Below are 26,060 nucleotides of genomic sequence, written 5' to 3' on the forward strand. Positions count from 1 at the left end.
GCAAAAGAATAATATAGATCAAATTATCATAAAATTTAAAATACCTAAAATGTTATAAATAAAATGGTTTAATTACTTGATATTTGGTTTGTTTTTATTCAGAATAGGAATTGCATATTGTAGAAATAATATGTAACTATTTATCCATAATGAAGGAGGCTATATGTCTAAAGATAGTATGTTCGTCAATCAAAGCGAAGATCATGAATTAAATTATTTATTAAAAAAATACGGACTTTCTGAAAGTAAAGAGAACCGTAAAAAACTAAAGGATCTATTACCTCCTTATACAAAAACAGAAGATGCAAACGAGTTAATCAAGAAAAATCTTGCTAACTTTGATGCTAAAAAATAAGCATATTAAAATAAATAATTAAAAAGCCTTGTTTAACAAGGCTTGTTGTTTTCCGTATCCAATATCAGCTAACTATAACACTTCACTATATATTTTCCTAAGCGTAGCTCACGCAGTATAAAAAGTTCTTATACGAAAGATAAAGCTAAAATGTGATTAATAAATAGAAAATATCTTTTTCCATAATCCTTGACTTTAATATAATTAAAACACATAATAATTAACAAGGTTAATTATTTACCAAAGTAACTAAATAAAGGTTTCTATGGATAATTCAGAATTATATAAAAATTTATGTGATTTTAGAGAAAAAACATACCGCATATTTTTAAAGAAAAAAGAACAGGCTAATTCAAAAATAACCGAAATAAGTGCCTATGATGAATATTATTTAAAAATAATCGCTAAATTAGAAAAATCAAACTTAGCCCATTTTTCAGATAGTGCAAAGATTTCTAGACCTGCAGGAACTAAAATTATTAAAAAATTTATAGAAAAAGGCTATGTAACTAAAACACTTAATGAAAATGATAACAGGGAATATCTGATTGAGCTTTCTGATTGTGCTAAAGAATATGTCAAAGAAAGTGCGGTATTATTTTCTAACATTTTAGATGAAAAGTTTTCAGTTTTAACCAAACAAGAAACCGAAGAATTGGGAAAAATAATGCAAAAATTAATTAATGAAAATAAATGGTAAGAAATATTACTGTTAGATATACAGACGTTCATTATCAAATGCCTATTTTCTTATTTATAGATATAAAACAATCCAATTTAAACAAAAATAAATTTTTCTTAAGGAGAAAAAATGAAAAACAATGATTTCCAAGACATCGTATTTAACCGAACATCAATTAAAGTATTTGATGAAAATGTAAAAATAGAACGTAAAGAAATGCTGGAAATGATCAATGAAGCAGTAAAAGCCCCCTCTTCTGTTAATATTCAGCCATGGCGATTTGTGGTTGTGGATACGCCAGAAGGTAAAGATATATTAAGACCATTAGTTAAATTTAATACAAGACAAAACGATACATCAGCTGCAATGATCGTGCTCTTCGGTGATATGAAATGCCACGAAAAAGCGGAAGAAATATATTCTAGAATGGTAAATAAAGGACTTATGCCACAAGAAGTTAAAGAGCAACTAATGGCAATGTTTATACCAGAATATGAAAATGCCCCTAAAAATATTATGAATGATCTAGTTCTAATTGATTCAAGCCTTGCAGCAATGCAATTTATGCTTGTTGCCAGAGCTCATGGTTATGATACTAATGCGATTGGCGGTTTTGAAAAAGATAAAATTGCTAATGCGTTAGGTATAGATAAAGAAAGATATGTCCCAGTTATGATTATCGCCATAGGTAAAGCTAACTATCAATCACATGGTAGTATTCGATTAGATGCTGAAGAGATAACGACATTTAAGTAAAAGCATTTAATATCAAATAAAAATTTCTATCTAATTTTTACTTGATCGATAGACTACTACTTTAGGGAATGATATTGACTAAATTCATTCCCTTTACTCTAAAACTAAATATAAAACTATTTTATGAACTACCCCACCTTAACTACATAATAGTTCTCATATTTTATTCCATAAAAATACACAAATATTCATAAATTACGAATACTTTCTTTATATTAATACTTAAAATTAAATCACATTAACTGTTTAAATTATAACATTTAAAAATTGTTATTTTTATTACATTTTTATAAAAAGCTATAAAAAGTAACATATCTATAAATATATATCATAATAAATCAATAACACATTATTTAATAAAAATATTATTAGCATTTACTGAGAATGTTACTAAATTTTCTAATTAAAAGTATTTCATCATTTTATCTTATAATGAAAAAATATTCACAATATGTGATCGCTGTCACTTTATTAACAACTTATTTTATATATACTGATAAATATAAAATTTGTTACCATTTTAACAATAATTAATATTTAAGGAGAATAGTTATGGATATTGCGGTTATCGGTTCAAATATGGTTGATTTAATTACTTATATTAATGATATGCCAAAACCAGGTGAAACTATTGAAGCACCAGATTTTAAATTAGGTTGTGGAGGTAAAGGAGCCAATCAAGCTGTTGCAGCAGCAAAGCTTGGTGCTAAAGTAATGATGTTAACCAAAGTTGGAAGTGATGTTTTTGCTGAAAATACAATAAGAAACCTACAACAATACGGCATAGATACAAATTATGTACAAAAAGTAGATGGAGTTTCCAGTGGTGTCGCACCTATTTTTGTCGATAAATCATCGCAAAATCGAATTTTGATTATAAAAGGTGCAAATGAACATTTAAAACCAATAGATATTGATAATGCGGAAAATGCACTCAAACAATGTAAATTAATTATCCTTCAATTAGAGATACCTTTAGAAACTGTGTATTACGCCATTGATTTTGGAAATAAGCACAATATTCCTGTAATCCTCAACCCAGCACCAGCAAGTAAAGATCTAGACATTAACTATGCTTGTAAATGTGATTTCTTTATGCCGAATGAAACTGAGTTAGAAATACTCACAGGCTTACCAGTACAGACCATAGAACAAATTCAAACTGCCGCAAGTACTTTAATAGAGAAAGGATTAAAGAACGTTATTGTTACACTTGGAGCAAGAGGTTCTATATGGCTAAGAGGTAACGAAATAACATTTATAGAACCTCATAAAGTCAATGCTATTGATACTAGTGGTGCAGGCGATGCATTCATTGGTTGCTTTGCTCATTATTATATATCAACTAATGATGTAATCCATTCCATGAAAATGGCGTCCTTATTTGCTGCATATAGCGTTACGGGACAAGGAACACAAATTTCTTATCCAACAAAAGATCAATTTGATAATTATAAACTTTCAGTTAATAAATAAGGAGTTACACTAATGAAAAATATACAACAAATGCCTGATGGCTATTTAAATAAAACACCAATATTTCAATTTATTTTACTATCTTGCTTGTTTCCGTTATGGGGAGCTGCCGCAAGCTTAAATGATATTTTAATTACTCAATTCAAAAGTGTATTTACATTAAGTGATTTTGCCAGTGCATTAGTTCAAAGTGCTTTCTATGGTGGATACTTCCTAATTGCGATTCCCGCCTCGTTAGTAATTAAAAAAACAAGCTATAAAATTGCCATTTTAATTGGTCTTACTTTGTATATTGTAGGTTGTTCAATGTTCTATCCAGCTTCTCATATGGCTACTTATACAATGTTTTTAGCGGCTATTTTTTCTATTGCAATTGGATTAAGTTTCTTAGAAACCGCAGCAAACACTTATAGCTCAATGATTGGGCATAAAGATTATGCTACATTGAGATTAAATATAAGCCAAACATTCTATCCTATTGGTGCTATTGCAGGTATTTTATTAGGAAAATATCTTATCTTCCAAGAAGGAGCAAGCTTAGGTGAACAAATGGTTGGAATGACACCAGAACAAATGCATGAATTTAAATTATCAATGCTAGAACATACATTACAACCTTATAAATATCTTATCTTCGTTTTAGTTGCTGTAACAGTTCTCTTCCTAATTACTCAATTTCCAAAATGTAAAGCGGTATCCTCTGAGCAACATAAAGAAGTTCACTTTATGGATACATTAAAATATCTTGCAAAAAATAAAGACTTTAAAAAAGGAATCGTAGCACAATTTTTATATGTTGGTATGCAAGTTGCAGTTTGGTCATTTACCATAAGATTAGCTTTAAACCTTAGTGATATGAATGAACGAGATGCTTCTAATTTTATGATTTATAGCTTTATTGGTTTCTTTGTTGGTAAATTTATTGCTAATTTCTTAATGACTAAATTCAAATCCGATGCAGTGCTAATGTGGTATTCCGTAATTGGTGTAATAACACTAGGCTATACCGCTTTTGTTCATGATTTTTCTGCTGTCTATGCAGCCATCTTCGCAAGTGTTTTATTTGGACCTTGTTGGGCAACAATATATGCTTCAGTATTAGGCACAGTAGAACAACAACATAGAGAAGTTGCTGGTGCGGTTGTTGTTATGTCAATTATTGGAGCAGCAGTTGTACCAGCTATTCATGGATACGTTTCTGATTCTTTAGGATCATTGCAAATTGCCTTTATTGTTCCACTTTTATGCTTTGCCTATGTAGGATACTACTTCTTCGGTAAATTAAAAAATAATGCATAGAGGAAATATTTATGAAAACGACAATATCTCTGACTAAAAATCAATTTAGCCAAAAAGAAAATACCATATTGGAAAATGATGAATTTCAAGTTGTAAGTTTTAAATATTCTTCGGGAATAGAAGCCCTTAGAGTAAGTAATAGCAAAGGATTTATTGTTGTACTTCCATTCTATGGTCAAATTATTTGGGACGCCGTATTTGAAGGGCATAACCTAAAAATGAAAAATATGTTTAACGAACCTAAAGTAGGAACATCAATTATTGATACTTATGGTTGTTTTGCTTTTCATTCTGGCATAATCCGTAATGGTTGCCCAAGCCCTGAAGATGATCACCCATTACACGGGGAAATGCCTTGTGCATTAATGGATTCAGCCTGGTTAGTATTAGAAAAAAATTCTATTAGTGTTTCTGGTTCATTTGAATATGTAAAAGGCTTTGGTGATCATTACTTAGCCAAACCAGAAGTTACCTTAAAAAGTGGTAGTAGCCTTTTTGATATAAAAATGCAAGTAACGAACCTAGCTAATGTTGAAATGCCACTACAATATATGTGCCATATGAATTATTGCTATGAACACGGTGCATCATTTAGTCAAAATATACCAAATGAAGTAATTTCATTAAGACAATCCATACCTGCACACGTTAAACCTACGCCAAAATGGCTGGATTTTAATGATAAAATTAAACAAGGAAACTATACTTTAGAATCATTAAATGATGATGAAATGTATGATCCTGAAATTGTATTCTTTATGGATAATTTACAACAATATCAAGAATCTTTAGAATTTAAAATGCACTCACCTAAAGGTCATTCTTATATTACTAAATTCTCATCTAAGGAACTCAATTTTGCAACAAGATGGATATTGTTTAATTCAGATCAGCAAGTAGGTGCTTTTGTTCTTCCTGCAACTTGCAGACCTGAAGGCTTCTTAGCCGCAAAAAATTCAGGTTCATTAATTATGTTAGCACCAAAAGAAACAAGATCATTTACTGTAACAACAGGAATAGAATAAACAATAAAAGCATTTTAAATGCCATATAAGATCATAAAGAGCTGATTATCTCAGCTCTTTATTTTTAATATCTTCAACTAAATGATAGTTAAATATTCAATAAACACTAGATAAACTAACGCCTAATCACCGAGTCAATCCATTGTCTAACATCAGCAATACGAGTGAAAATACTAATATCACCATAGTCACCATCAATAAAATCAAGATAAGGATCGGCAGCCCCCCCAGAAAGTATTCCAGCCACCACCCATTGACCATTTTTCTTAACAAACAACGCACCACCGCTATCACCCTCTACTGTGGTACCTTCAAGAGGTAGTGCTTCAGATTGACTAGTGCCTGTACCTAATAATTGCTCATCTTCACCAATAAAATCATCACCTAAACTGTTGTGAGTCTGATCAGGGCTATCAAAATCAAAAGCGAGTAAGCCACCTGAATATGTTTTTCCGTCTTCTTCTGTGATAATACCAGATACACGTCTATCTAAAATATTATTTATCAAATGCAGTTTACTATAACTATCTTCATCTTGATTCTTTGTCATAGAATAATCACCAAAACCAGCAAACCATACAGGCTTACCAAGAGGCTCAAGATCATTATGGTTGATAACTTTTACAGGCTTGATATTTGTAATTGGCGCAGACAAATGAACCAACGCGACATCATTACCTAGAGTAAAACCATCACCTTGAGTTATCCAAGTCGGATGTAATACAATCTTATCTACTGTATATTCTGCCTCTGGTTCATTAGGATTTTTACCAACTCTAACGATTACCCTATCGGGATTAACTGGGGCACTCTGCTCTTCTGCAACATAAAAATTATGAGCAGCGGTTAATATCCATTCAGAATTAATTAAAATACCTGATGCAATAACTTCTTCATCCTCTGACTTACCATCTACTGAATAAGCAAATTGGATCACTGGCGATAAATCTGGAATATCCAACTGTTTTTTATTTAAAGTAGCTTGCTCGTACTTAGCTAAAGGAACATCATGACGAATGCCAAATGCAACACCTTGTCGAGTTACATCAGCACAACTTATTAGAAAAAAGCCCAATAATAGCGTTGAAATTAAATTCATTAAATAAATTGTACGTTTTGATTGATTATTAAAATTATTCATATAGAGAGCATTATCCTATTTATAATATTATAGTTATTAAAAGTTTTTAACTGTTCTCAGGGCATTGTATCATGTATGTAGAGCTATATTATATAACGAGAAAGGAAATATATTATTAAATAGAGCCCAACTTAAGACCCATTTAAAATATCAAAAATTTTCTCAGCTAAGGCACGAGAAATATTTGGTACAGAGGCAATTTCATCAACTGTGGCATTTTTAACCCCTTGCATTCCCCCTAAATATTTTAACAATGCTTGGCGACGTTTAGCACCAACGCCCTCAATGGTTTCTAAACCACTTTGGGTAAAGACTTTTTGACGTTTTTTGCGGTGTCCTGTAATCGCGTGATTATGGCTTTCATCTCGAATATGTTGAATTAAATGTAAAGCGAGACTATCATCAGGTAAATTCAATTCTTCGCCAGTATTACTAATAATCAAAGTTTCTAACCCTGCTCGGCGATCCACACCTTTTGCTACCCCAATTAATAAGGGTTTGCCTTTATCCCAAGACACATTTAGGCTATCAAACACTTGCAATGCTCGGTTTAGTTGCCCTTTTCCTCCATCAATAAAGATAATATCTGGAATTTTTTCCTCTTCCAATGGACGATCATAGCGTTTTAATAATGCTTGCTCCATTGCGGCATAGTCATCGCCCCCTGTAATCCCCGTAATATTAAAACGGCGATAATCTGCTTTAAAAGGACCTTCGGCATTAAATACCACACAAGAGGCGATAGTTTGCTCCCCCATTGTATGACTAATATCAAAACATTCCATACGCTTAATTTCAGAAATACCTAATAAATTCTGCAAGGCAATATAACGCTCTTCCATTAATGAAGATTGTTTTAACTGGGTCACTAACGCTGCTTTGGCATTCATTTGTGCCAGTTGCAAGTATTTGCTTTTATTACCTTTGGCATTATCTTGAATAATTACTTTACGTCCTGCTCGCTCTGTTAATAAGTTTTCTAAATCATTTTTTTCAATTAACTTATGATCCACAATAATCGTATTAGGGATAGTTCTACCTTTATGCCCTTGTAAATAAAACTGCCCAACAAAAGTTGCTGTTAATTCAGGTAAATCAGTATTAGAGGGGACTTTGGGGAAATAGCTACGATTTCCTAAAATTTTTCCTTGTCGAATGAAAAGCACTTGCACACAGGCTAAACCTAATTGGTAAGCAATAGCAATAATATCAATATCATCAAGTCTTTCATTAGAGACAAACTGTTTCTCAGTTACCGAACGAACCGCTTGTATTTGATCTCGAAAACGTGCCGCCTGTTCAAAATTAAGGGTTTGACTGGCTTGTTCCATTTTTGAAATAAGATGATCTAATACTTGTTGATCCTTACCTTGTAAAAATAAACGTGCAAAATTAACCTGTTGATTATATTCTTCATCGGTTACATAACCAGCGACACAAGGTGCAGAACAACGCTCTATTTGATATTGTAAACAAGGTCGAGAGCGGTTTTTATAAACAGAATTTTCACATTGGCGAATAGGAAATAGTTTTTGCAATAGAGATAAGGTTTCTCGAACCGCACTGGCGTGTGGATAAGGTCCAAAATATTCCCCTTGAATTTTTTTAGTACCTCGATAAGAGGTAATTCTGGGGTGGCGTTCTTTTGTCAGTAAAATATAGGGATAAGACTTATCATCTCGTAATAATACATTATAACGAGGTTGAAATTCTTTAATGTAATTATGTTCAAGGAGCAATGCTTCTGTTTCAGAAGAGGTGATTGTAGTTTCAATATGATGAATTGAGGCAACCAATGCTTCTGTTTTTTTGCTCGTTAAATTAGTACGAAAATAACTGGCAAGTCGCTTTTTAAGATTTTTCGCTTTTCCCACATAAATAACCGTACCTTTATCGTCAAACATTCGATAAACGCCCGGTTGTTCCGTTACAAGTTTTAAAAAGGCTTTGTGGTCAAACATAAAATATATTGAGCTATTTGATAAAAACTAACTTAAAATAGACCGCACTTTTTCAAGATCTGCTTGAGTATCTACCCCAACGGCTGGCACTTCTTTTGCTAATTCTACGTGAATTTTTTCGCCGTACCATAACACTCTAAGTTGTTCTAGACTTTCGATATTTTCTAAAGCACTTGGTTGCCATTGTACATATTGTTTAATAAATCCTGCTCGGTAAGCATAGATACCAATATGGCGTAAATAATGATCTTGTAATTGGATTTGTTCTAAAGTTACTTTTTTCTCTACAAGTGGTGCAAATTGATCTCTATTCCAAGGAATAACCGCTCTAGAAAAATACAATACATAGCCATCTTTATCAGTTAAAACTTTTACTGCATTCGGATTAAATAATTCTTCAGTATCGGTGATTTTTACAGCAAGCGTTGCCATATTGACTTGATATTTTGCTAAATTTTCAGCTACTTGACTAACGATAACTGGTGGAATTAAAGGTTCATCACCTTGAATATTCACAATAATTTCATTGTCCGCAATATTCAATTTTTCCACCACTTCCGCCAAGCGTTCTGTACCAGAATTATGATTGATAGCAGTCATACAAACTTCGCCACCAAAATCCGTTACTACTTTTGCGACTTCTTCATTATCCGTTGCTACGATAACTCGATTTGCACCCGCTTGTTGTGCTTTTTCCCATACGTGTTGAATCATAGGTTTACCAACAATATCAGCAAGGGGTTTACCCGGTAAACGACTTGACGCATAACGAGCAGGAATAATTACCGTAAATGTTGTTTTATTCGTTTTCATATTTCACCTACGACTCGCTAGTTTGATCTAACGTGCTAGCTTTATTGGATAATAACACAGGAATACCATTTTGAATGGAATAAGCTAAGTTATCCTGTTCACAAATTAGTTGATTTTTATCTTCATCATACATTAATTGCCCTTGACACTTCGGACAGGCAATAAGTTTAAGTAAACGATTATTCATTTTTTAGCCCTTGTACTACTTTATCAATAAATATTGGTACATCTTTTCCTGTAATTTCTGCTTCTACTGGAATATACCACCAATTATCTTCTGCAAATTGACCGCACTTTACCGCATCTTTTTCTGTCATAAAGAGCGGTTGTTTTTTATTAAATTTTGATAATAAATCAGCATTAAATTTTTGGTGATCTTGTAACGCTTGAGTTGTATCTAATTTGATCCCTAGTTCTTGTAACATAGTAAAAAAACGCTGTGGATTACCAATTCCAGCAATAGCATTCGCAATTTCTCCACTGAAAGCAAACATTAACCGTTGTTCTGCTGTTACTAAATTAATTGCATATTTTGGTACTAAGGTAATCACGTTATTAGAATATTCGGTAGCTTTACCATTACTTAAAATCAAATCAACAGATTTTAGGCGGTGAGGTAATTCTCTTAATGGACCTGAGGGCATCACAAAGCCATTTCCAATACCACGATCCGCATCAATAACAATAATTTCAAAATCACGTTGTAATTTGTAATGTTGTAACCCATCATCACTAATAATGACATCACAAGCATATTCTTTTAATAATAATTCAATAGCTTCTTTTCGACTGGCAGAAATACAAACTGGTACATTGGTTCTTTTAGCAATTAATACTGGCTCATCGCCACATTGAATAGGCTCATCTTTGCTAGAAACTAGACGAGGATAATAGCCTGATTGACTACCATAACCACGAGAAATTACTCCAACCTTGAAATGTTGTTTTTGTAATTGTTGTACAAGCCAAATAACTACTGGTGTTTTCCCATTGCCACCAACAGAAATATTGCCTACGACAATGACTGGGACTGGACTATGATAACTAGATAGAATATTTTTTTTAAATAACAATAAACGAATTTGGGCAATAAGCCAAAATAAAGCAGAAAAAGGCAACAATAGCCAAGCAATAACTAAAGCGGAGAAATTTTGTTTATACCAAAAGTCCATTATTTCTACCTAATTAATGGTTAAATTGCATTGTATGTAATTGCTTATAAGCACCCTCTTTTGCCAACAGATCTTTATGTGTGCCACGTTCAATAATTTGACCTTGATCCATCACTAAAATTTCATCTGCTTTTTCAATTGTAGATAAGCGGTGTGCTATGACTAATACCGTTCTATTTTTCTGCACTTCTTCTAATGCTGATTGAATAGCCCGTTCTGATGCGGTATCTAATGCAGAAGTTGCCTCATCTAAAATCAGCACAGGAGAATTTCTTAATAAAGCACGAGCAATGGCTAACCGCTGACGTTGACCACCAGATAAACTTGCACCATTTTCGCCAATTATCGTATCTAAACCGTGTTCTAATTTTTCAATAAATTCCATTGCGTGTGCTGCAGTGGCCGCTTTAATAATATCTTCTCTTGTATATTTTTCAGTAGCCGCATAAGCAATATTATTCGCAACAGTATCATTAAATAAATGCACTTGTTGTGAAACAACTGCACAGTTTTCTCGTAAATTAGCTAAGGTATAATCCTTAATATTGATCCCGTCTAATAATATTTCCCCTTGTTCAAGATCATAAAAACGTGTTACTAGGTTAGCGATCGTCGATTTACCCGATCCTGAACGTCCCACCAATGCAAAAGTTTTTCCTTTTGGAATGGTAAATGAAACATTATTTAAAGCTAATTCTTCTCTTCCTTGATAACTAAAGTTCACATTTTTAAAAGATAGCTCCCCTTGAACTTGATTAACTTGGTGACTGCCTTTATCTTTTTCAGTTTCCAAATCAAGAATAGCAAATAACGTTTGACAAGCCGCCATACCACGTTGGAATTGAGCATTAACATTAGTCAATGATTTCAATGGTCGCATCATCGCTAACATTGAAGAAAAGACGACTGTAAATGCACCCGCGGTCAAGTTTTGAGCCATTATCACAGGAAGTGTCGCAAGATACAGTACCGCCGAAAGTGCAAAAGAGGCAATAATTTGCACCACAGGATCTGAAATGGCATCAGCCATCATTACTTTCATTCCTTTACGTCGCATATCATTACTTACGTGATTAAATCGCTCTTCTTCTACTTTCTGTCCCCCAAAAGACAATACAACTTTATGCCCTTTTAGCATTTGTTCCGCAGTCGAGGTCAACTCTCCCATAGAATCCTGCATATTTTTTCCTAAATTACGAAATATTTTAGAAACTGCTCTAATTAAAATGGCAATAATAGGACCGATGATGAAAAGTACGAGAGAAAGACGCCAACTGGTATAGAGCATTACACCTAATAGCGAAATAATATAAGCGCCTTCACGGACAATAGTTACTAAAGCACCAGAAGATGAATTTGCGACTTGTTCACTATCATAAGTGATACGAGAAAGTAACTTTCCTGCTGAGTTTTGATCAAAAAAGGTAACTGGCATATACATTAAATGCTTAAAAATACGACGACGCATTACCATCACTACTTTACCTGATACCCAAGCAAGACAATAGGTAGAGATAAAGCTAGTTATACCTCGTAAAATAATTAGCAATACCACGGCTACCGACATCATTCTCAAAAAAGAGGTATCTGTCTTCCCAAAACCATCATCAAGTAATGGTTTTAACATTTGAATTAGTCCTGCATCAGTAAGTGCATTTAAAACCAATGCGATAGCAGAAACAATTAACCCCAATTTAAAAGGCGCAATAGTCGGCCATAAACGTTTAAAAGTTTGAATAGTAGAAAGATCTTTATCTTGCATAATATCTCTTATTTATAATAATCATACAGTCGTTATTGTAACCTTAAATACCTATCTATGCCAATTAAACCACTGAACCAAGGGCTAAATTTATGCCGAGCTTGCTCAATACTAAAACTTGTTTCATAAAAATGTATATTGATCTGACCTGAATGTGCGGTATTAAATATTAAGGAATTTTGTGTTTGTAAGTTTTTAATCACGCTTTGATGTGGGAAATGCCATAGATTCCAACGACCACTTGAAATTAAAGCCACTTTAGGTTGTATATGCTCTACAAAAAATTGACTTGTTGAGGTTTTACTACCGTGATGGCCCACTTGAAGAATATCAATTTGACCAATAGAAGATAAAATTTTCTTTTCTATCTCAATAGTTACATCACCTGTTAATAAAATTTTATGCTTATTATCAGTAACCAATAAAACACAAGAATCCTCATTTTTTGATCTTTTGACGATTTTTTCTGGTGATAAAGCGATCAATGATAACCCATACCAATGCCATTTTTTCCCTCTTTTACAAAAAGAGCGGTTAAATTTTGGATTATTTTCTGAATATTTTTTCGTTGATGTAGTAATCACTTCAATATTAGGATATTGTTGCAATATGTCTTTTACTCCTCCAGAGTGATCGTTATCATCGTGACTAACAAAGAGTTTTTCTAATTGAATGCCCTCTCGTTGCAAATAAGGAATAATTTCCGCTCTTGCCATACTTCCCGTTTTCCAACCAGCCCCAGTATCATAGAGAATAGCACGCTTATCTTTAACGATTAAAGTCGCTAATCCTTGTCCAATATCCATTGTTTCTAAATGCCACAATGGTTGTAGAAAAAATAGTTTAATCATATAGCCCAAATAAAGAAACAACCCAACACTACCAATATATTTACCTATTTGCCATTCTCGTTTCGGTAAACTTCGTTTTTCATTCAAAGATAGAGGAAAACCCTTGTGATAAAAACTAGGGCGATGTTCATCTAAAATATTATTTTTTGAAAAATAGATCCAATAAATAAACAAGAAAAATAATAAAATTAAGATAAGGGATATAAAATAACTCCATTCATTATTGACCGTAATCCAATTTTCTTTTAGTGAGAAAATAATATTGTTCGTTTTCACTAGTAACCAATCCGCTATTTCCCAAGAATGCCATAATCCATTACTAAACACAGCAAATAAAATAATAGGAACAATACATAAACTAAACAAGGGAACCACAATTAAATTCGCAATAAAGCTGACAGATGATATGCCTTGAAAAAAGAAAAGTTGAACTGGAGTAAATAACCACAATAGACCAATTTGCAGATGAAATAATCCTAAAATATACCGCACTTTATTTCCAAAAACGTAAGTGATGCTTTCATTTTTCCACTGAAATAAAGATAAGGGAATAAATTTATACCAAATGATTAAACAAAATACTGCATTAACGGATAACCAAAAACTACTTGATAACAACATCAATGGATCAATAACACATAATATGGCAATCACACGAAAAAATAGTTGCCATACCGATAAATATAATCGCCACAAATGAAAACAATAGATAAGTATTAACGCTAAAATTCCACGCAAAGTAGGAATACTAAAACCTGCAAGATACGCATAAAAGCTTGCAAAAACCAATCCAGTAATAATGGGTAACAATGGGGTAATTTTATTTGTAGGTAGAAAAAATTGCCCTAACCTCGCTAATGAAAATCCTATTAACATCGCTAAACCAATATGCAATCCTGAAATTGCTATCAAATGGGCGGTATTAGTCTTTTGGTAAGCTTGCCAAGTATTATGGTCTAACCAAGCCCTTTCACCAAAACCTAGTGCCATTAGCAATCCTTGAGAAGATAAATGCGCTGTTTTTTCTAAAGCTAAATTAAGCTGTTTTTCCCGCCAAGAAAAAATATTCTTTTTTTTGACCGCACTTTTTACCTTACCATAAGCAACAATACCTTGCGATAAATACCATTTTTGTTTATCAAATCCACCAAAATTTAAACGTGAGGAAATAGGTCTTAACTTTATTTTTGTCGTCCATATTTCCCCAACTAAAATGCGATGATCATCTTTCCAATTAAGATAAATATTTTGCCCATTTAATATATTATCAGATCTTATTTTAGCTAAGACTGTCTGATATGAAGTTTGCTTAAAAATTTTTATAATTTGAATATCAATAGGTTGAGAACTATCAATTCTATTAACTTGATCGCCTATATTTAGTAAGTTTAGAGCATTAGAATGAAAATAAAATAATGACGTCAAAAGAACTATTAATAAATGGCATAATTTAATTAATCTCAAGTAATGCTTAACATAAGCATAAATAAGAATCAGCAAAAATAATAAACTGACGAATAAAAATACTGTAAATGTCATCAACCCCCAATCAGGTAAATACAATAAACTTAATGCAGCAAAGAAAATTATTTTACTGATTACATCTAAATCTAATGGAAATACTAACTTTTTCATAAATTAAAATCTTTTTCATCACTATCTAAGATTTCAATATTAGTACCTATAAAATTTATCTTTTTTTGGAATCTAGATCGCAAAATTAACATTTTTTTATAAGAAAATTGTCATCTTAAGTAAATTTATTTGCTTATTTGTTTAACTTCTGATATTTATAGCGCCTTTAAAATTTACTGTTCCAAAACTAATGGAATTTTAATGACTACCACCCTGAAATACTAATTTGGTATTTTAAAATTAAATATTAGGAGAGAATAATGTCCAAATCCTCTTTAAGCCTATTAGCTCTAGCAGGTGTCGAGCCTTATAAAGAGAAAAAAGGTGAAGAATATATGAATGAAGACCAAAAGCTTCATTTCAAAAAAATATTACAAGCTTGGCTTGAACAAATTCGCGAAGAGACATCTCGGACAGTTGCTCATATGAAAGATGAAGCATCTAATTTCCCCGATCCATCAGATAGAGCAACACAGGAAGAAGAGTTTAGTTTAGAATTACGTACTCGAGATCGTGAACGTAAGCTAATGAAAAAAATTGAACACACATTAAAAAAACTCGAAACCGATGACTTTGGTTATTGCGATTCTTGTGGGGTTGAAATTGGTATTCGTCGTTTGGAAGCTCGCCCTACAGCAGATCTTTGTATCGACTGTAAAACCTTAGCAGAACTTCGCGAAAAACAAATGATTGGTTAGACACCTTATCATCAATATTAGTTTACAATAAGAATATAGGTGCGAAAATACGCACCTTTCTTGCATAAACTTATATTATGTTTTCTAATCACTATTGAAGAGATAAAATTAGAGTATTACGGAGCTAGCTATTTTAACTTTAATAAAAAATCTGTTGAAAAAAAAATCACAATTAATATCTAAAAAACAACGTTCTAACTCAACAGAACAAAATAAAAAGCATTCATCTGAAAATAAAAAAGAACGTGATGAAGAGATTTTAATAAAAAAAAATAAACCAACAAAATCTCGTTGTTATAACAAATATGTGGTTAAAGCATCAAACAATGGTATTACACCAAAAAATATACATAAAAATGCCTTAACTGTTGTTGAAAAATTACAACGTCAAGGTTATCAAGCTTATATTGTCGGTGGATGCTTACGAGATATCTTACTAGGAAAACAACCAAAAGACTTTGATGTTGCGACAAATGCTAAGCCAGAGCAAATACAAGCAATTTTTCAGCGTCAATGTCGCTTGGTTGGTCGTCGTTTTCGCCTTGCTCATATAATGTTCGGACGTGATATTATTGAAGTTGCCACATTTCGAGCTAATCACGCTAATCCACATAATTCGGAACAAGCGAAACAAAATGATGCGGGTATGTTATTACGAGATAATGTGTACGGCACAATAGAAGAAGATGCACAACGCCGAGATTTTACAATCAACGCATTATATTATAATCCTAAAGATAATACATTAATTGACTACTTTAATGGATTACAGGACTTAAAATCAGGCAAACTACGTTTAATTGGTGATCCTGTTACTCGCTATCAAGAGGATCCCGTTCGAATGCTACGAGCTATACGCTTTATGGCAAAATTAGATATGTTTTTAGAACGAGAAAGTGAAAAACCAATTTATGAGTTAGCACATCTACTTAGCAATATACCTAAGGCTCGTCTATTTGATGAGAGCTTAAAACTCTTGCAAGCAGGTTATGGCTTACAAACTTATCAATTACTTAGAAAATACAAATTATTTGATCAACTTTTCCCAGCATTAATGCCATATTTTACAGAAAATGAGGATAGTTTTACTGAAAAAATGATCTTAACCGCCTTAAAATCTACGGATCAACGAGTTTCAGATAAGTTACGTATTAACCCAGCATTTTTATTTGCTGCATTTTTTTGGTATCCATTACGAGAAGAAGTTGATGTACTTAAAAATGAAGGCGGTCTAAATAATCACGATGCTTACGCACTCGCTAGCTCAGAGGTTTTAGATTTATTTTGCAAAGCACTTGCTGCTCCTCGTCGTCATACGGCTGTAATCAGAGATATTTGGTTCTTGCAATTACAACTATTAAAACGTGCAGGTAATGCACCAGCGAAAACGCTCGAACACCCTAAATTTAGAGCGGCATTTGATTTACTCGCTATGCGAGCAGAAGTAGAAGGTGGCGAAAGTATTGAACTATCGGCTTGGTGGCATGAATATCAATTAAGTAATACCGAACAACGAGAAAGTTTACAAAAAGAACAACAACGCTTAAATCCGAAACCGAAAAAGAAATACTATCGTACAAGAAAGCGTAGAAAACCTAAACCACAACAAGTATGATGAAAACTGTTTATATTGCCTTAGGAAGTAACTTAAATACGCCCACTATGCAGTTAAATGCTGCAATAGAGGCATTATCTAATCTACCTGATACCAAGATAGAAGGCGTTAGCTCTTTTTATCAAAGTAAGCCTCTGGGACCACAAGATCAACCAGATTATGTTAATGCGGTTACTTGTATTAAGACTGAGCTACAACCTTTGGCATTATTAGAGCAACTACAACATATTGAAAATACGCAAGGAAGAGTTCGCTTACGGCACTGGGGAGAAAGAACACTTGATCTTGACATATTGTTGTATGAAGATCTTGTATTAAATTCTGAACAGCTCACTATTCCCCACTATGATATGCAAAATAGAGAATTTGTGATCATTCCTTTATACGAAATTGCCCCAGAATTAATACTTCCCAATGGGGAAAAATTAGCTGAATTAGTGAAAAAATTCACTTCACATAATATGATTAAGATAAAGTAAAAATTAGGGGATACATTCTATCGTATCCCTACAATCAATCAGCTAAAATAAGTCCTATACTAAAGCACTTTTTATTTTATCTTCAAAAAAAGTATAATCCACAAGAAACGCATCATGACCATAATCAGAAGGAAACTCATAATAAGTTAAATTTACCCCATTTTCTTGCAATAAATCACGACTATTTCTTACCTCATTAATTTTAAATAATTGATCATTTGTAATAGCAATGAGAGTATAACGTGCTTTTATTCGAGAAAGTGCGGTCTGAATATTAGTATAATTTATTGCTGGATCATAAAGATCTAAGGCTCGTAGTAAATGTAAATAGCTATTCGCATCAAAACGAGTTAAAAATTTTTCACCTTGATAACTTAAATAAGATTCTACCTGAAAGTAATCTCCCCAATAATGAGATTTTGCTTTCACTGCACGTCCAAATGTTTTCGTTAATTGAATATCCGTACGGTAAGTCAACATACCTAGCATTCTAGCAATAGCAAGTCCCTTTGATGGTGGACTTTTATCATAATAATCACCACAACAAAAATTTGGATCATTAATGATTGCCTGTCTCATTACATGATTAAAACCAATAGCTTCTGCACTTAAGGATAAGCTAGAACAAAGATTAATGATATTATCAACTTGATCAGGGTAATCAACTGCCCATTGTGTCGCTTGCATTCCACCAAATGATCCCCCTATAACAGCTTTTAAATGATCGATGCCAAGATAATCAAGTAATGCTTTTTGTACCTTAATAATATCCTGAACTAAAATAGCAGGAAACTCACTACCATAAGGTTTATTTGTTTTAGGATTAATTGAAGAAGGTCCCGTAGTGCCTTTACAACCACCAAGCACATTGGTACAAATAAAAAAATATTTATCTGTATCTAAAGCTAAACCACTTCCTATAAAACTCTGCCACCAGCCTTTATTGATATTATCATTAATATAAGGCTCAGCATCTCCCGTTAAGGCATGACAAATCAAAATAGCATTACTTTTATCTGCATTTAAATTACCATAAGTTTGATAAGCAATATCAATATTTTCAAGCTCCCCCCCCAATACCAATTTTAAGGGGCTGCTATTAAAAAGTGTTATAATTTTCGCAGACATACAAGATTCTTACTCTACTCTGATAAAATACATAGGTAATAAACTATATTTCAGTTCATTTATTGTCAAGCATTTTTTAGACTTCTAAACATCTAGACGTATCTTGATGTCTATTTTAAATACTTTACTTGAATTATTCTCAAATTTTTATTATGGTGTTCCATAGATTTACTACAAAAGACACACAATGCCACAAGAAGAAAAGAAAAAATCAATACTAGCCATAATAAAGCTTAAAACCTTTAGCTGTCTAAAAAAAATAACATATTATTTTTTAGGGCTTGTTATAGTAACTATCTTGTTGCTTTTTATTATTGACAAAAGCATTTCTTTCTATGTTCAAGACCGAGTCTATGAAAATATAAATACATTACCCAAACGTCCTTATGGAGTTGTTTTAGGAACATCAAAATATTTTTCAGATAATACCTTGAACCTCTATTACTATAATAGGTTATTAGCTGCACAAGAGCTTTTTAAAGCAAAAAAAGTAGATTTTTTATTACTCAGTGGTGATAACAGAACTATCTATTACAATGAACCAATGAGAATGTTCAAAGATCTCAAGAAAATGAATATTCCCGAAGAATTTATGTATATGGATTTTGCAGGCTTTCGTACACTTGATTCAATTATTAGAGCAGATAGAATATTCAAAGCACATACAATGACAATTATTAGCCAGAAATTTCATTGCGAGCGAGCTATTTTCATCGCAAAATATTATGATATTGATGCTATCTGCTTTGTTGCGGAGCTTCCACCAAGAACTGATTTTGTAAAAATAAGAGAATTATTTGCAAGAATGAAAGCGATTATTGACTTATTAACAGAAAAAGAACCGCACTTTTTAGGTAAACCAGAACCATTACCTACACCAATTGCGATTCCTTTTGATTAGCGATTAATGATAAATAAGTGATTAAAACTAATATCCATCACTTAACATATTAGGCAAAAAAACAGCTTTTTGAACTCGCTTTACGCTCGTTTCAATAAAACCATTATCATATAAGGCTATTTCCCGCCATCCTGGCTGTACAGCATCTAAAGCAAAATTATTACTATCGGCTTTAAACTGAATACAAGTAGAGGGGGTCGCCATCATTTTGATACCAAACCACTCTGAATCAACAGCTTGATGAATATGCCCACATAATATTCCCTTTACATTCGGAAATTTAGTTACAATTTGCTTAAATTCTTGGATATTTCTTAAATTATGTTGATCTAACCAAGCTGAATTAGTTAATACAATATGATGATGTAAAACGATCAATGCATATCTTTCAGGATACGCTTGTAATTTTGAATGCAAAAAATCCAACTGATGCTGACTCAATTCACCATAAGATACGCCAAAAACTTGGCTATCTAACATTATTACTTGCCAAAAATCACCTAACAATAAATGTTTTAGAGGGCTAATATTACCTTGATTTTCATTTAGAATTTCAAACATTTTAGGTTGAAAATCATGATTTCCAGGAATCCAAAATACTTTTTTCTGTAATTTATTAATACCTTGGCAAAAACGTAAATATCCTTCTTCACTACTATCTTGGACTAAATCCCCAGTAGCTAAAACAAAATCATAATCAAAAGTACTTTCTTGGATTTCTTGTAATACTTGAGAAAAACTTGCTTGCGTATTAATACCAAGCAACTCCGACATTTCATCTTGGAATAAATGCGGATCGGTTACCTGAACTAATCGAATAATATTATCTGATGATTGATATTTATATGTATTTACCAAAATCGTCACCCTACTGTACTAACAACTTGTATAAGTTACCTTTTTTTATAAAAATTTCATCAAATAAATATTAAAAATGTTATCAATATCATATTTTCAGCTAATAAATTTTAAAAATTCGAACCTATATCACAAATTACAACCATTGTTGTTGTAATTTTTTATAATTTAATTCTAGCCACTGCAATCCCATTACTGCAATTCCATTATCAATAGTTCCATCGCAAACCCATTGGTATGCCTGTTCACGAGAAACTACTTGAACACGAATATCTTCATTTTCATCAGCTAATCCATGTAAACCTGTCGCTTGATCGGTATCCACTTTACCAGCAAATAAATGGATTCTTTCAATTACCCCACCGGGACTATCCCAAACTGAAAGTGCGTGTTGTAAATCCGTTACCGTTACACCAGCTTCTTCTTCACTTTCTCGTAATGCGACTTCCTCAGGATTTTCTCCTTCTTCAACCATACCAGCAATGAGCTCTAATAACCAAGGTGATTTTAGCAATTTAGGATCATAAGCCCCAATTCTCACTTGCTCCACTAAAACTACCGTATCTTTTTGAGGATCATAAGCAATAACAGCTGATGCTGCACCTTTTACTAATAATTCTCGTGTTACTACCTCACTCATTCCACCAGCAAATAATTTATGTTTAAAATGAACTTTCTTAAGCTGAAAAAAACCTTCATAAAGAGTTTCTTCTTTTAAAACTTCAATATCTTTTTGAGTAAATTGCTCTATCGCTTTCATCAAATGATCCTTATTAATAATTCTATTTGAATTGGTTATATTAGAATAGTTAATTTGCTATACCAAATGCTGTTCAAAAATTTCTGGTAATTTTTCTATCAATATTTCCTTGCCATAAATCTCTTCATTTTCCCAAGCTTCTTGTAAAACAGTAATATTGAAATATTGTTTAAATTGCTGTGCAATAGGTAAATAACTGATATGCCAAGGCTCTTTACCTATTTTTATACTTTCAGGTAAAGATAAAAATGGCAAGCAAAAATCAAAATGGTTTAAATTTTCTTGTAACCATTCACTTAATTCAAAAAAATAACCACCCTTTTCATATTCCCAAGGCTCTAATTGTAAAGATTGCTCTTTGGGTATTAAATCGGGATCAAAAATATCAATCTCCGTTCCCCAATGATGACGACTTGCCCCTGGTAATGCTGACCAACGCAGGATAAGTTGGCATTTTTTCCAAGTCGAAAACTGGCTCAAATCAATATTTTTACCTTGATCATCATGTACTTTTCGTTTACCTAAAAATTTTTCATTCCAAATTAATTGTTGTCGTTGAAAATCACGAAATGTACTAGCAGGTTGTAAATTAAAACCATTTCTGACCGCACTTTTTTGCAAAGATTGAAAAGCACTTAATGCTTGTTTATGTAAAAAATGGTTTTGTGAAAAAGGACAAGGCAAATTAACTAAATGTTCCCTTGATTTACCAGTTAACACAACTATACTTGGTAGCAGATTAACCATTCTATTTATCCAATATTCTTTCTAGAATACGTTGATAGACTTGAGCTAATACACCAAGATGTTGACAACTAACGCATTCATTCACTTTATGGATAGTACGATTTAAAGGCCCTAATTCAATCACTTCCGCTCCCATCAATGCAATAAATCGACCATCAGAGGTACCGCCTGAAGTATCTAGCTTGGGGGTAATGTCTGCCACTTCTTGTAAACTGGTTATCGCCGAATTAACTAATTTACCAGGCTTAGTTAGAAATGGCTTACCAGATAAATTCCAATCAATTCGATAACTTAAATGATGTTTCTTTAACATTTTTTCTACGGTTGACTTAATAATCTGGTCGTCAACTTCTGTACAATAACGTAAATTAAATTGAATATATAATTCTCCAGGTATTACATTATTTGCCCCTGTTCCTGCTTGAATATTCGCTATTTGTAAACTTGTAGGAGGGAAAAAATCATTACCATTATCCCATTGATAAGTAGTCAGTTCTAATAAAAAGGGAATAGCTTTATGTACAGGATTATCCGCTAACGCAGGATAAGCAACGTGACCTTGAATACCCTGAATATACAAATTACCAGTAATTGAACCTCGACGTCCATTTTTAATAATATCCCCTAATTCTGCCGTACTTGAAGGCTCACCGACCAAGCAATAATCAATCTTTTCATTGCGAGCCATTAAAGTTTCTACTACTCGTACCGTACCATCTTTAGCTGCAGCCTCTTCATCTGAGGTAATTAAAAAGGCAACTGTCCCCTGATGATTTGGATTATTTTTAATATATTCTTCGGCAGCAATAACCATTGCAGCAAGCGATCCTTTCATATCTGCCGCACCACGTCCATAAAGCATATCATCAATAATTTTCGCAGAAAAGGGAGGATAATCCCATTGGCTTTCATCGCCAACAGGAACAACATCAGTATGTCCAGCAAAAGCAATGACAGGGGAAGTATTCCCGTGTTTTGCCCATAGATTTAAAGTATCATTAAAGGGTAACCATTCAAGAGTAAAACCTAATTTCTCAAGACGTTGAGCAATTAATTGCTGACAACCTTGATCATCTGGGCTAATGGAAGGACGTTGAATTAATTGCTGAGCTAAATTTACGACTTCTTTTTTCATCATTGTTTATTATTTTAGTGGGATAAATTATTTTTTATTGAGCAATGCTGTTGCATATTCAATTTCATTAAAACCAATTAACGCTATATCATCTTGTAGAATAATCGGACGTTTAATTAATGTTGGTTGTTCCATCAATAAATCAAGTGCGGTTGTTTTTGTTAGTGTTTTTTTAGTATTCTCATCAAGATTACGCCAAGTTGTACTTCTTTTATTGACTAAACTTTCCCAACCAAAACGTTGTTCAGCCAAGATCAACCAATCTTTATCTAAACTATTAACACGGTAATCATAAAGTTCTGCTTGTATATTATTATCACCTAACCACTTTAATGTTTTTTTTACTGTATCACAGTTTTTTATTCCATAAACCTTAATCATTTACTATCCTATTATCTTTTTAAAATCATTTTTAAATACTATGCTTTCTAAACTATACTGTCAATAAACACAAAAAGTATCCTCAAAAGTAACCGCACTTTTGCCTGATTATGTCAATAACTAGCCTATATGCAATACATAAAAATGGGCAAAATAAATTGCCCATTATATTTCCTACTATTTTAATAGATAACTTCGTAGTTGATTAAAATCATTTTCCATTACATCAGAAAGTAATGGCAATTCAGCGTGTTTTGCTAAAGCTTCAGGCAACGGCAATTCAAGATTTAGAATTCGTTCTACACTTTCCTTAAATTTTGCGGGATGAGCAGTACATAAGAACAGTCCTGTTTCCCCTTGTTGTAGATCTTGTTTCAATACCCTATAAGCTACTGCTCCGTGTGGTTCGCATAAGTAGCCTTTATTATTCATTTCCACCAAGGTTTCCTCTGTTTCCGCATCTGTGACTGATGAGGAATGTAAATCAGTCAATTTCCATTGATTGCGTTTAAATAATTCTTCAACTCGAGGCCAGTTATTCGGACGACTAACATCCATCGCATTCGATAAAGTTGCAATAGTTGCATTAGGATCCCAATTACCTGTTGCTAAATAACGAGGAACCGTATCGTTAACATTTGTTGAAGCAATAAAACGCTTAATCGGCAATCCTAAAGATTTAGCTATTAATCCAGCGGTTAAATTACCAAAATTGCCACTTGGTACTGAAATAACAAGATTTTCTCGCTCTTGTGAAGATAATTGAGCGGCTGCTTCAAAATAGTAACAAACTTGGGCCAATAAACGGCTAATATTAATGGAATTTGCTGAATTTAGACCAATAGCCTCACGCAATTCAACATCATCAAAAGCTTGCTTAACTAATGCTTGGCAAGCATCAAAATCCCCTTTAATCGCCACAGTACGAATATTACCACCTAAAGTACAAAATAATTTTTCTTGTAATGGGCTAATTTTACCTTGCGGATATAATATCACTACATCAATGTTTTCTAATCCATAAAACGCGTGAGCAACTGCAGCCCCAGTATCACCAGATGTAGCGGTCAAAATAGTGATTTTACCATCACCACGCACTGTTGCTAATGCTTGAGCCATAAAACGTCCACCAAAATCTTTAAATGCTAATGTTGGTCCGTGAAATAATTCTAGAGCATAAACACCATTTTCTACTTGTTTTACTGGAGCTGGGAAAGTAAAGGCATTTTTTACCATTTTATTTAATTGTTCTTCTGATATTTCTTCCCCAATAAGTGCGGTAAGAATTTTTTGACTACGTTCAACTAATGGTAAAGCGAGTAATTCCTCAATATTCGCTAATGTTGGAATAATTTCAGGGAAAAATAACCCTTGATCTTTTCCTAGCCCCTGACGTACGGCTTGTGCAAAACTTACTTGTTCTTCATTATGTTTTATGTTGTATAAATTCATCTAATATGTCCTTAAAAATTAACTTAATCTAAGTTTCTTGCACCTTGATTATCGACCTTACAAATATGCACAAAGCCCTCATTATTTTGTAAATAATGGTTTTCTAAATAACTAGAAATCTTCATTGCTATCGATAAATCAGAAGCTATGGCAAACATTGTAGGACCTGATCCTGAAATACCAGAAGCAACTGCACCTAAGTCACGGACAGCTTGTTTTACTTCTGAAAAATTAGGTAATAATTTTTCACGATAAGGTTCAGCAATTACATCTTTCATCATATAAGCGGCTAGTGCTTCTTGTTGTGTATGACAGGCGTGTACAAAACTTCCTAAATGACGACCATGAGAAATAACATCTTGTCGAGTATAAGTTTTAGGTAAAATAGCTCTTGCTTCTGCGGTTGAAACTTCAATACCAGGATAAGCTAGAACCCAGTACCAATTATCAAAAAATGGTAATTTTTGACAAATATTACCCAATGATTGAACCATTAACTGTACTCCCCCTAAATAACAAGGAGCAACATTATCATAATGAACAGATCCAGAAATACGCCCTTCAAGTTCCCCCATCATTTCTAATAGTTCCATTTTTGAAAAAGGAGCATCATGAAATTGATTTAATGCCACCAAAGCAGCGACTATCGAACAAGCACTTGATCCTAAACCAGAACCAATCGGCATATTTTTTTCTAAGGTTAGCCTTAAGGCTTTAACCTTAGATCCTTTTAGCTTTAAACGCTCACTAAATAAAACATAAGCTTGATAGACAATATTTTTATTGGCTTCTTTCGGTAATTTACGAACAAAGTAGCCAGCTGTTTCTAATTCAAAGCCACTATTAATAGCTTCTATCTGGACAACATCCCCTAATAATGATCCATCAATGGGAGATACCGCAGCCCCTAAAGTATCAAAACCGACACTAATATTTGCACTTGAAGCTGGTGCATAAATTCTTAACATGAACGTTATC

25 protein-coding genes are annotated in these 26,060 nt (G+C 32.9%); 10 read left to right on the plus strand and 15 right to left on the minus strand.

Going from position 1 to position 26,060, the window contains the following annotated elements; all coding sequences use genetic code 11:
* The first annotated feature begins 163 nt into the window (after positions 1–163).
* From EV697_RS04840 to EV697_RS04865, 6 genes are all read left to right on the plus strand, one after another.
* Positions 164–355, plus strand: coding sequence for a hypothetical protein (locus EV697_RS04840; RefSeq protein WP_132023224.1), 192 nt, complete (start codon positions 164–166; stop codon positions 353–355).
* A gap of 265 nt (positions 356–620) precedes the next feature.
* Positions 621–1,055 (plus strand): MarR family winged helix-turn-helix transcriptional regulator, encoded by a 435-nt coding sequence (locus tag EV697_RS04845; protein WP_132023226.1) that lies wholly within the window; start codon positions 621–623, stop codon positions 1,053–1,055.
* Positions 1,056–1,166: 111 nt separating this feature from the next.
* Positions 1,167–1,793 carry a nitroreductase family protein gene (locus EV697_RS04850; RefSeq protein WP_132023228.1) on the plus strand — a complete coding sequence of 209 codons (627 nt, stop codon included), beginning with the start codon at positions 1,167–1,169 and terminating at the stop codon, positions 1,791–1,793.
* A 552-nt stretch (positions 1,794–2,345) separates the two neighbouring features.
* On the plus strand, positions 2,346–3,269 hold the full coding sequence (gene rbsK, locus EV697_RS04855) for a ribokinase (RefSeq protein ID WP_132023230.1): 924 nt from the start codon (positions 2,346–2,348) through the stop codon (positions 3,267–3,269).
* Positions 3,270–3,281: 12 nt separating this feature from the next.
* Positions 3,282–4,568 carry an L-fucose:H+ symporter permease gene (fucP, locus tag EV697_RS04860; RefSeq protein ID WP_132023231.1) on the plus strand — a complete coding sequence of 429 codons (1,287 nt, stop codon included), beginning with the start codon at positions 3,282–3,284 and terminating at the stop codon, positions 4,566–4,568.
* Positions 4,569–4,579: 11 nt separating this feature from the next.
* Positions 4,580–5,593 (plus strand): aldose 1-epimerase family protein, encoded by a 1,014-nt coding sequence (locus EV697_RS04865; protein WP_132023233.1) that lies wholly within the window; start codon positions 4,580–4,582, stop codon positions 5,591–5,593.
* A 115-nt stretch (positions 5,594–5,708) separates the two neighbouring features.
* Here the strand turns inward: EV697_RS04865 and EV697_RS04870 are convergent, their stop codons facing one another.
* The 7 genes from EV697_RS04870 to EV697_RS04900 all read right to left on the minus strand — a co-directional run bounded on the left by EV697_RS04870 (position 5,709) and on the right by EV697_RS04900 (position 14,928).
* Entirely contained in the window at positions 5,709–6,734 is a 1,026-nt protein-coding gene (locus tag EV697_RS04870) for a S1 family peptidase (RefSeq protein ID WP_132023235.1), read from the minus strand.
* A gap of 131 nt (positions 6,735–6,865) precedes the next feature.
* Entirely contained in the window at positions 6,866–8,695 is a 1,830-nt protein-coding gene (uvrC, locus tag EV697_RS04875) for an excinuclease ABC subunit UvrC (RefSeq protein WP_132023237.1), read from the minus strand.
* Between the two features lie 27 nt (positions 8,696–8,722).
* Positions 8,723–9,508: a 3-deoxy-manno-octulosonate cytidylyltransferase gene (kdsB, locus tag EV697_RS04880; protein ID WP_132023239.1), complete on the minus strand. Its 786-nt coding sequence runs from the start codon at positions 9,506–9,508 to the stop codon at positions 8,723–8,725.
* A 7-nt stretch (positions 9,509–9,515) separates the two neighbouring features.
* Positions 9,516–9,695, minus strand: coding sequence for a Trm112 family protein (locus EV697_RS04885; protein ID WP_132023241.1), 180 nt, complete (start codon positions 9,693–9,695; stop codon positions 9,516–9,518).
* Positions 9,688–10,680: a tetraacyldisaccharide 4'-kinase gene (gene lpxK / locus EV697_RS04890; protein ID WP_132023243.1), complete on the minus strand. Its 993-nt coding sequence runs from the start codon at positions 10,678–10,680 to the stop codon at positions 9,688–9,690. The genes EV697_RS04885 and lpxK overlap by 8 nt, the downstream gene beginning before the upstream one ends.
* Positions 10,681–10,693: 13 nt before the next feature.
* On the minus strand, positions 10,694–12,442 hold the full coding sequence (gene msbA / locus EV697_RS04895) for a lipid A ABC transporter ATP-binding protein/permease MsbA (RefSeq protein WP_132023245.1): 1,749 nt from the start codon (positions 12,440–12,442) through the stop codon (positions 10,694–10,696).
* 32 nt (positions 12,443–12,474) lie between these two features.
* Positions 12,475–14,928, minus strand: coding sequence for a DNA internalization-related competence protein ComEC/Rec2 (locus EV697_RS04900; protein ID WP_132023247.1), 2,454 nt, complete (start codon positions 14,926–14,928; stop codon positions 12,475–12,477).
* Between the two features lie 260 nt (positions 14,929–15,188).
* On the opposite strand from EV697_RS04900, the gene dksA reads away from it, so the two are divergent.
* The 3 genes from dksA to folK all read left to right on the plus strand — a co-directional run bounded on the left by dksA (position 15,189) and on the right by folK (position 17,720).
* On the plus strand, positions 15,189–15,626 hold the full coding sequence (gene dksA, locus EV697_RS04905; RefSeq protein WP_132023249.1) for an RNA polymerase-binding protein DksA: 438 nt from the start codon (positions 15,189–15,191) through the stop codon (positions 15,624–15,626).
* 256 nt (positions 15,627–15,882) lie between these two features.
* On the plus strand, positions 15,883–17,241 hold the full coding sequence (pcnB, locus tag EV697_RS04910; protein WP_418883959.1) for a polynucleotide adenylyltransferase PcnB: 1,359 nt from the start codon (positions 15,883–15,885) through the stop codon (positions 17,239–17,241).
* Positions 17,241–17,720: a 2-amino-4-hydroxy-6-hydroxymethyldihydropteridine diphosphokinase gene (gene folK, locus EV697_RS04915; RefSeq protein ID WP_132023251.1), complete on the plus strand. Its 480-nt coding sequence runs from the start codon at positions 17,241–17,243 to the stop codon at positions 17,718–17,720. The genes pcnB and folK overlap by 1 nt, the downstream gene beginning before the upstream one ends.
* A gap of 54 nt (positions 17,721–17,774) precedes the next feature.
* Here folK and metX read toward each other — a convergent pair whose 3' ends face one another.
* Complete coding sequence (gene metX / locus EV697_RS04920; RefSeq protein WP_132023253.1) at positions 17,775–18,848, minus strand: homoserine O-acetyltransferase MetX; 1,074 nt, start codon at positions 18,846–18,848, stop codon at positions 17,775–17,777.
* Between the two features lie 187 nt (positions 18,849–19,035).
* Between metX and EV697_RS04925 the strand changes: the two genes are divergently transcribed.
* Positions 19,036–19,749, plus strand: coding sequence for a SanA/YdcF family protein (locus EV697_RS04925; RefSeq protein WP_132023255.1), 714 nt, complete (start codon positions 19,036–19,038; stop codon positions 19,747–19,749).
* 27 nt (positions 19,750–19,776) lie between these two features.
* On the opposite strand, the gene cpdA is transcribed toward EV697_RS04925, so the two are convergent.
* From cpdA to thrB, 7 genes are all read right to left on the minus strand, one after another.
* Positions 19,777–20,607, minus strand: coding sequence for a 3',5'-cyclic-AMP phosphodiesterase (cpdA, locus tag EV697_RS04930; protein ID WP_132023257.1), 831 nt, complete (start codon positions 20,605–20,607; stop codon positions 19,777–19,779).
* Positions 20,608–20,743: 136 nt separating this feature from the next.
* On the minus strand, positions 20,744–21,367 hold the full coding sequence (gene nudF / locus EV697_RS04935; protein ID WP_132023259.1) for an ADP-ribose diphosphatase: 624 nt from the start codon (positions 21,365–21,367) through the stop codon (positions 20,744–20,746).
* A 57-nt stretch (positions 21,368–21,424) separates the two neighbouring features.
* Positions 21,425–22,114, minus strand: coding sequence for a M15 family metallopeptidase (locus EV697_RS04940; protein WP_132023261.1), 690 nt, complete (start codon positions 22,112–22,114; stop codon positions 21,425–21,427).
* Position 22,115: 1 nt separating this feature from the next.
* A complete protein-coding gene (dapE, locus tag EV697_RS04945; RefSeq protein WP_132023686.1) occupies positions 22,116–23,249 on the minus strand; it encodes a succinyl-diaminopimelate desuccinylase in 1,134 nt (377 codons plus the stop codon).
* Between the two features lie 27 nt (positions 23,250–23,276).
* Complete coding sequence (locus EV697_RS04950) at positions 23,277–23,630, minus strand: Spx/MgsR family RNA polymerase-binding regulatory protein (RefSeq protein ID WP_132023263.1); 354 nt, start codon at positions 23,628–23,630, stop codon at positions 23,277–23,279.
* A gap of 177 nt (positions 23,631–23,807) precedes the next feature.
* Positions 23,808–25,082, minus strand: a complete 1,275-nt coding sequence (thrC, locus tag EV697_RS04955; RefSeq protein ID WP_132023265.1) for a threonine synthase — start codon at positions 25,080–25,082, stop codon at positions 23,808–23,810.
* A gap of 23 nt (positions 25,083–25,105) precedes the next feature.
* Complete coding sequence (thrB, locus tag EV697_RS04960) at positions 25,106–26,050, minus strand: homoserine kinase (protein WP_132023267.1); 945 nt, start codon at positions 26,048–26,050, stop codon at positions 25,106–25,108.
* Between the last annotated feature and the right edge of the window lie 10 nt (positions 26,051–26,060).

This window comes from Bisgaardia hudsonensis (assembly GCF_004345785.1).
Taxonomy (GTDB): Bacteria; Pseudomonadota; Gammaproteobacteria; order Enterobacterales; family Pasteurellaceae; genus Bisgaardia; species Bisgaardia hudsonensis.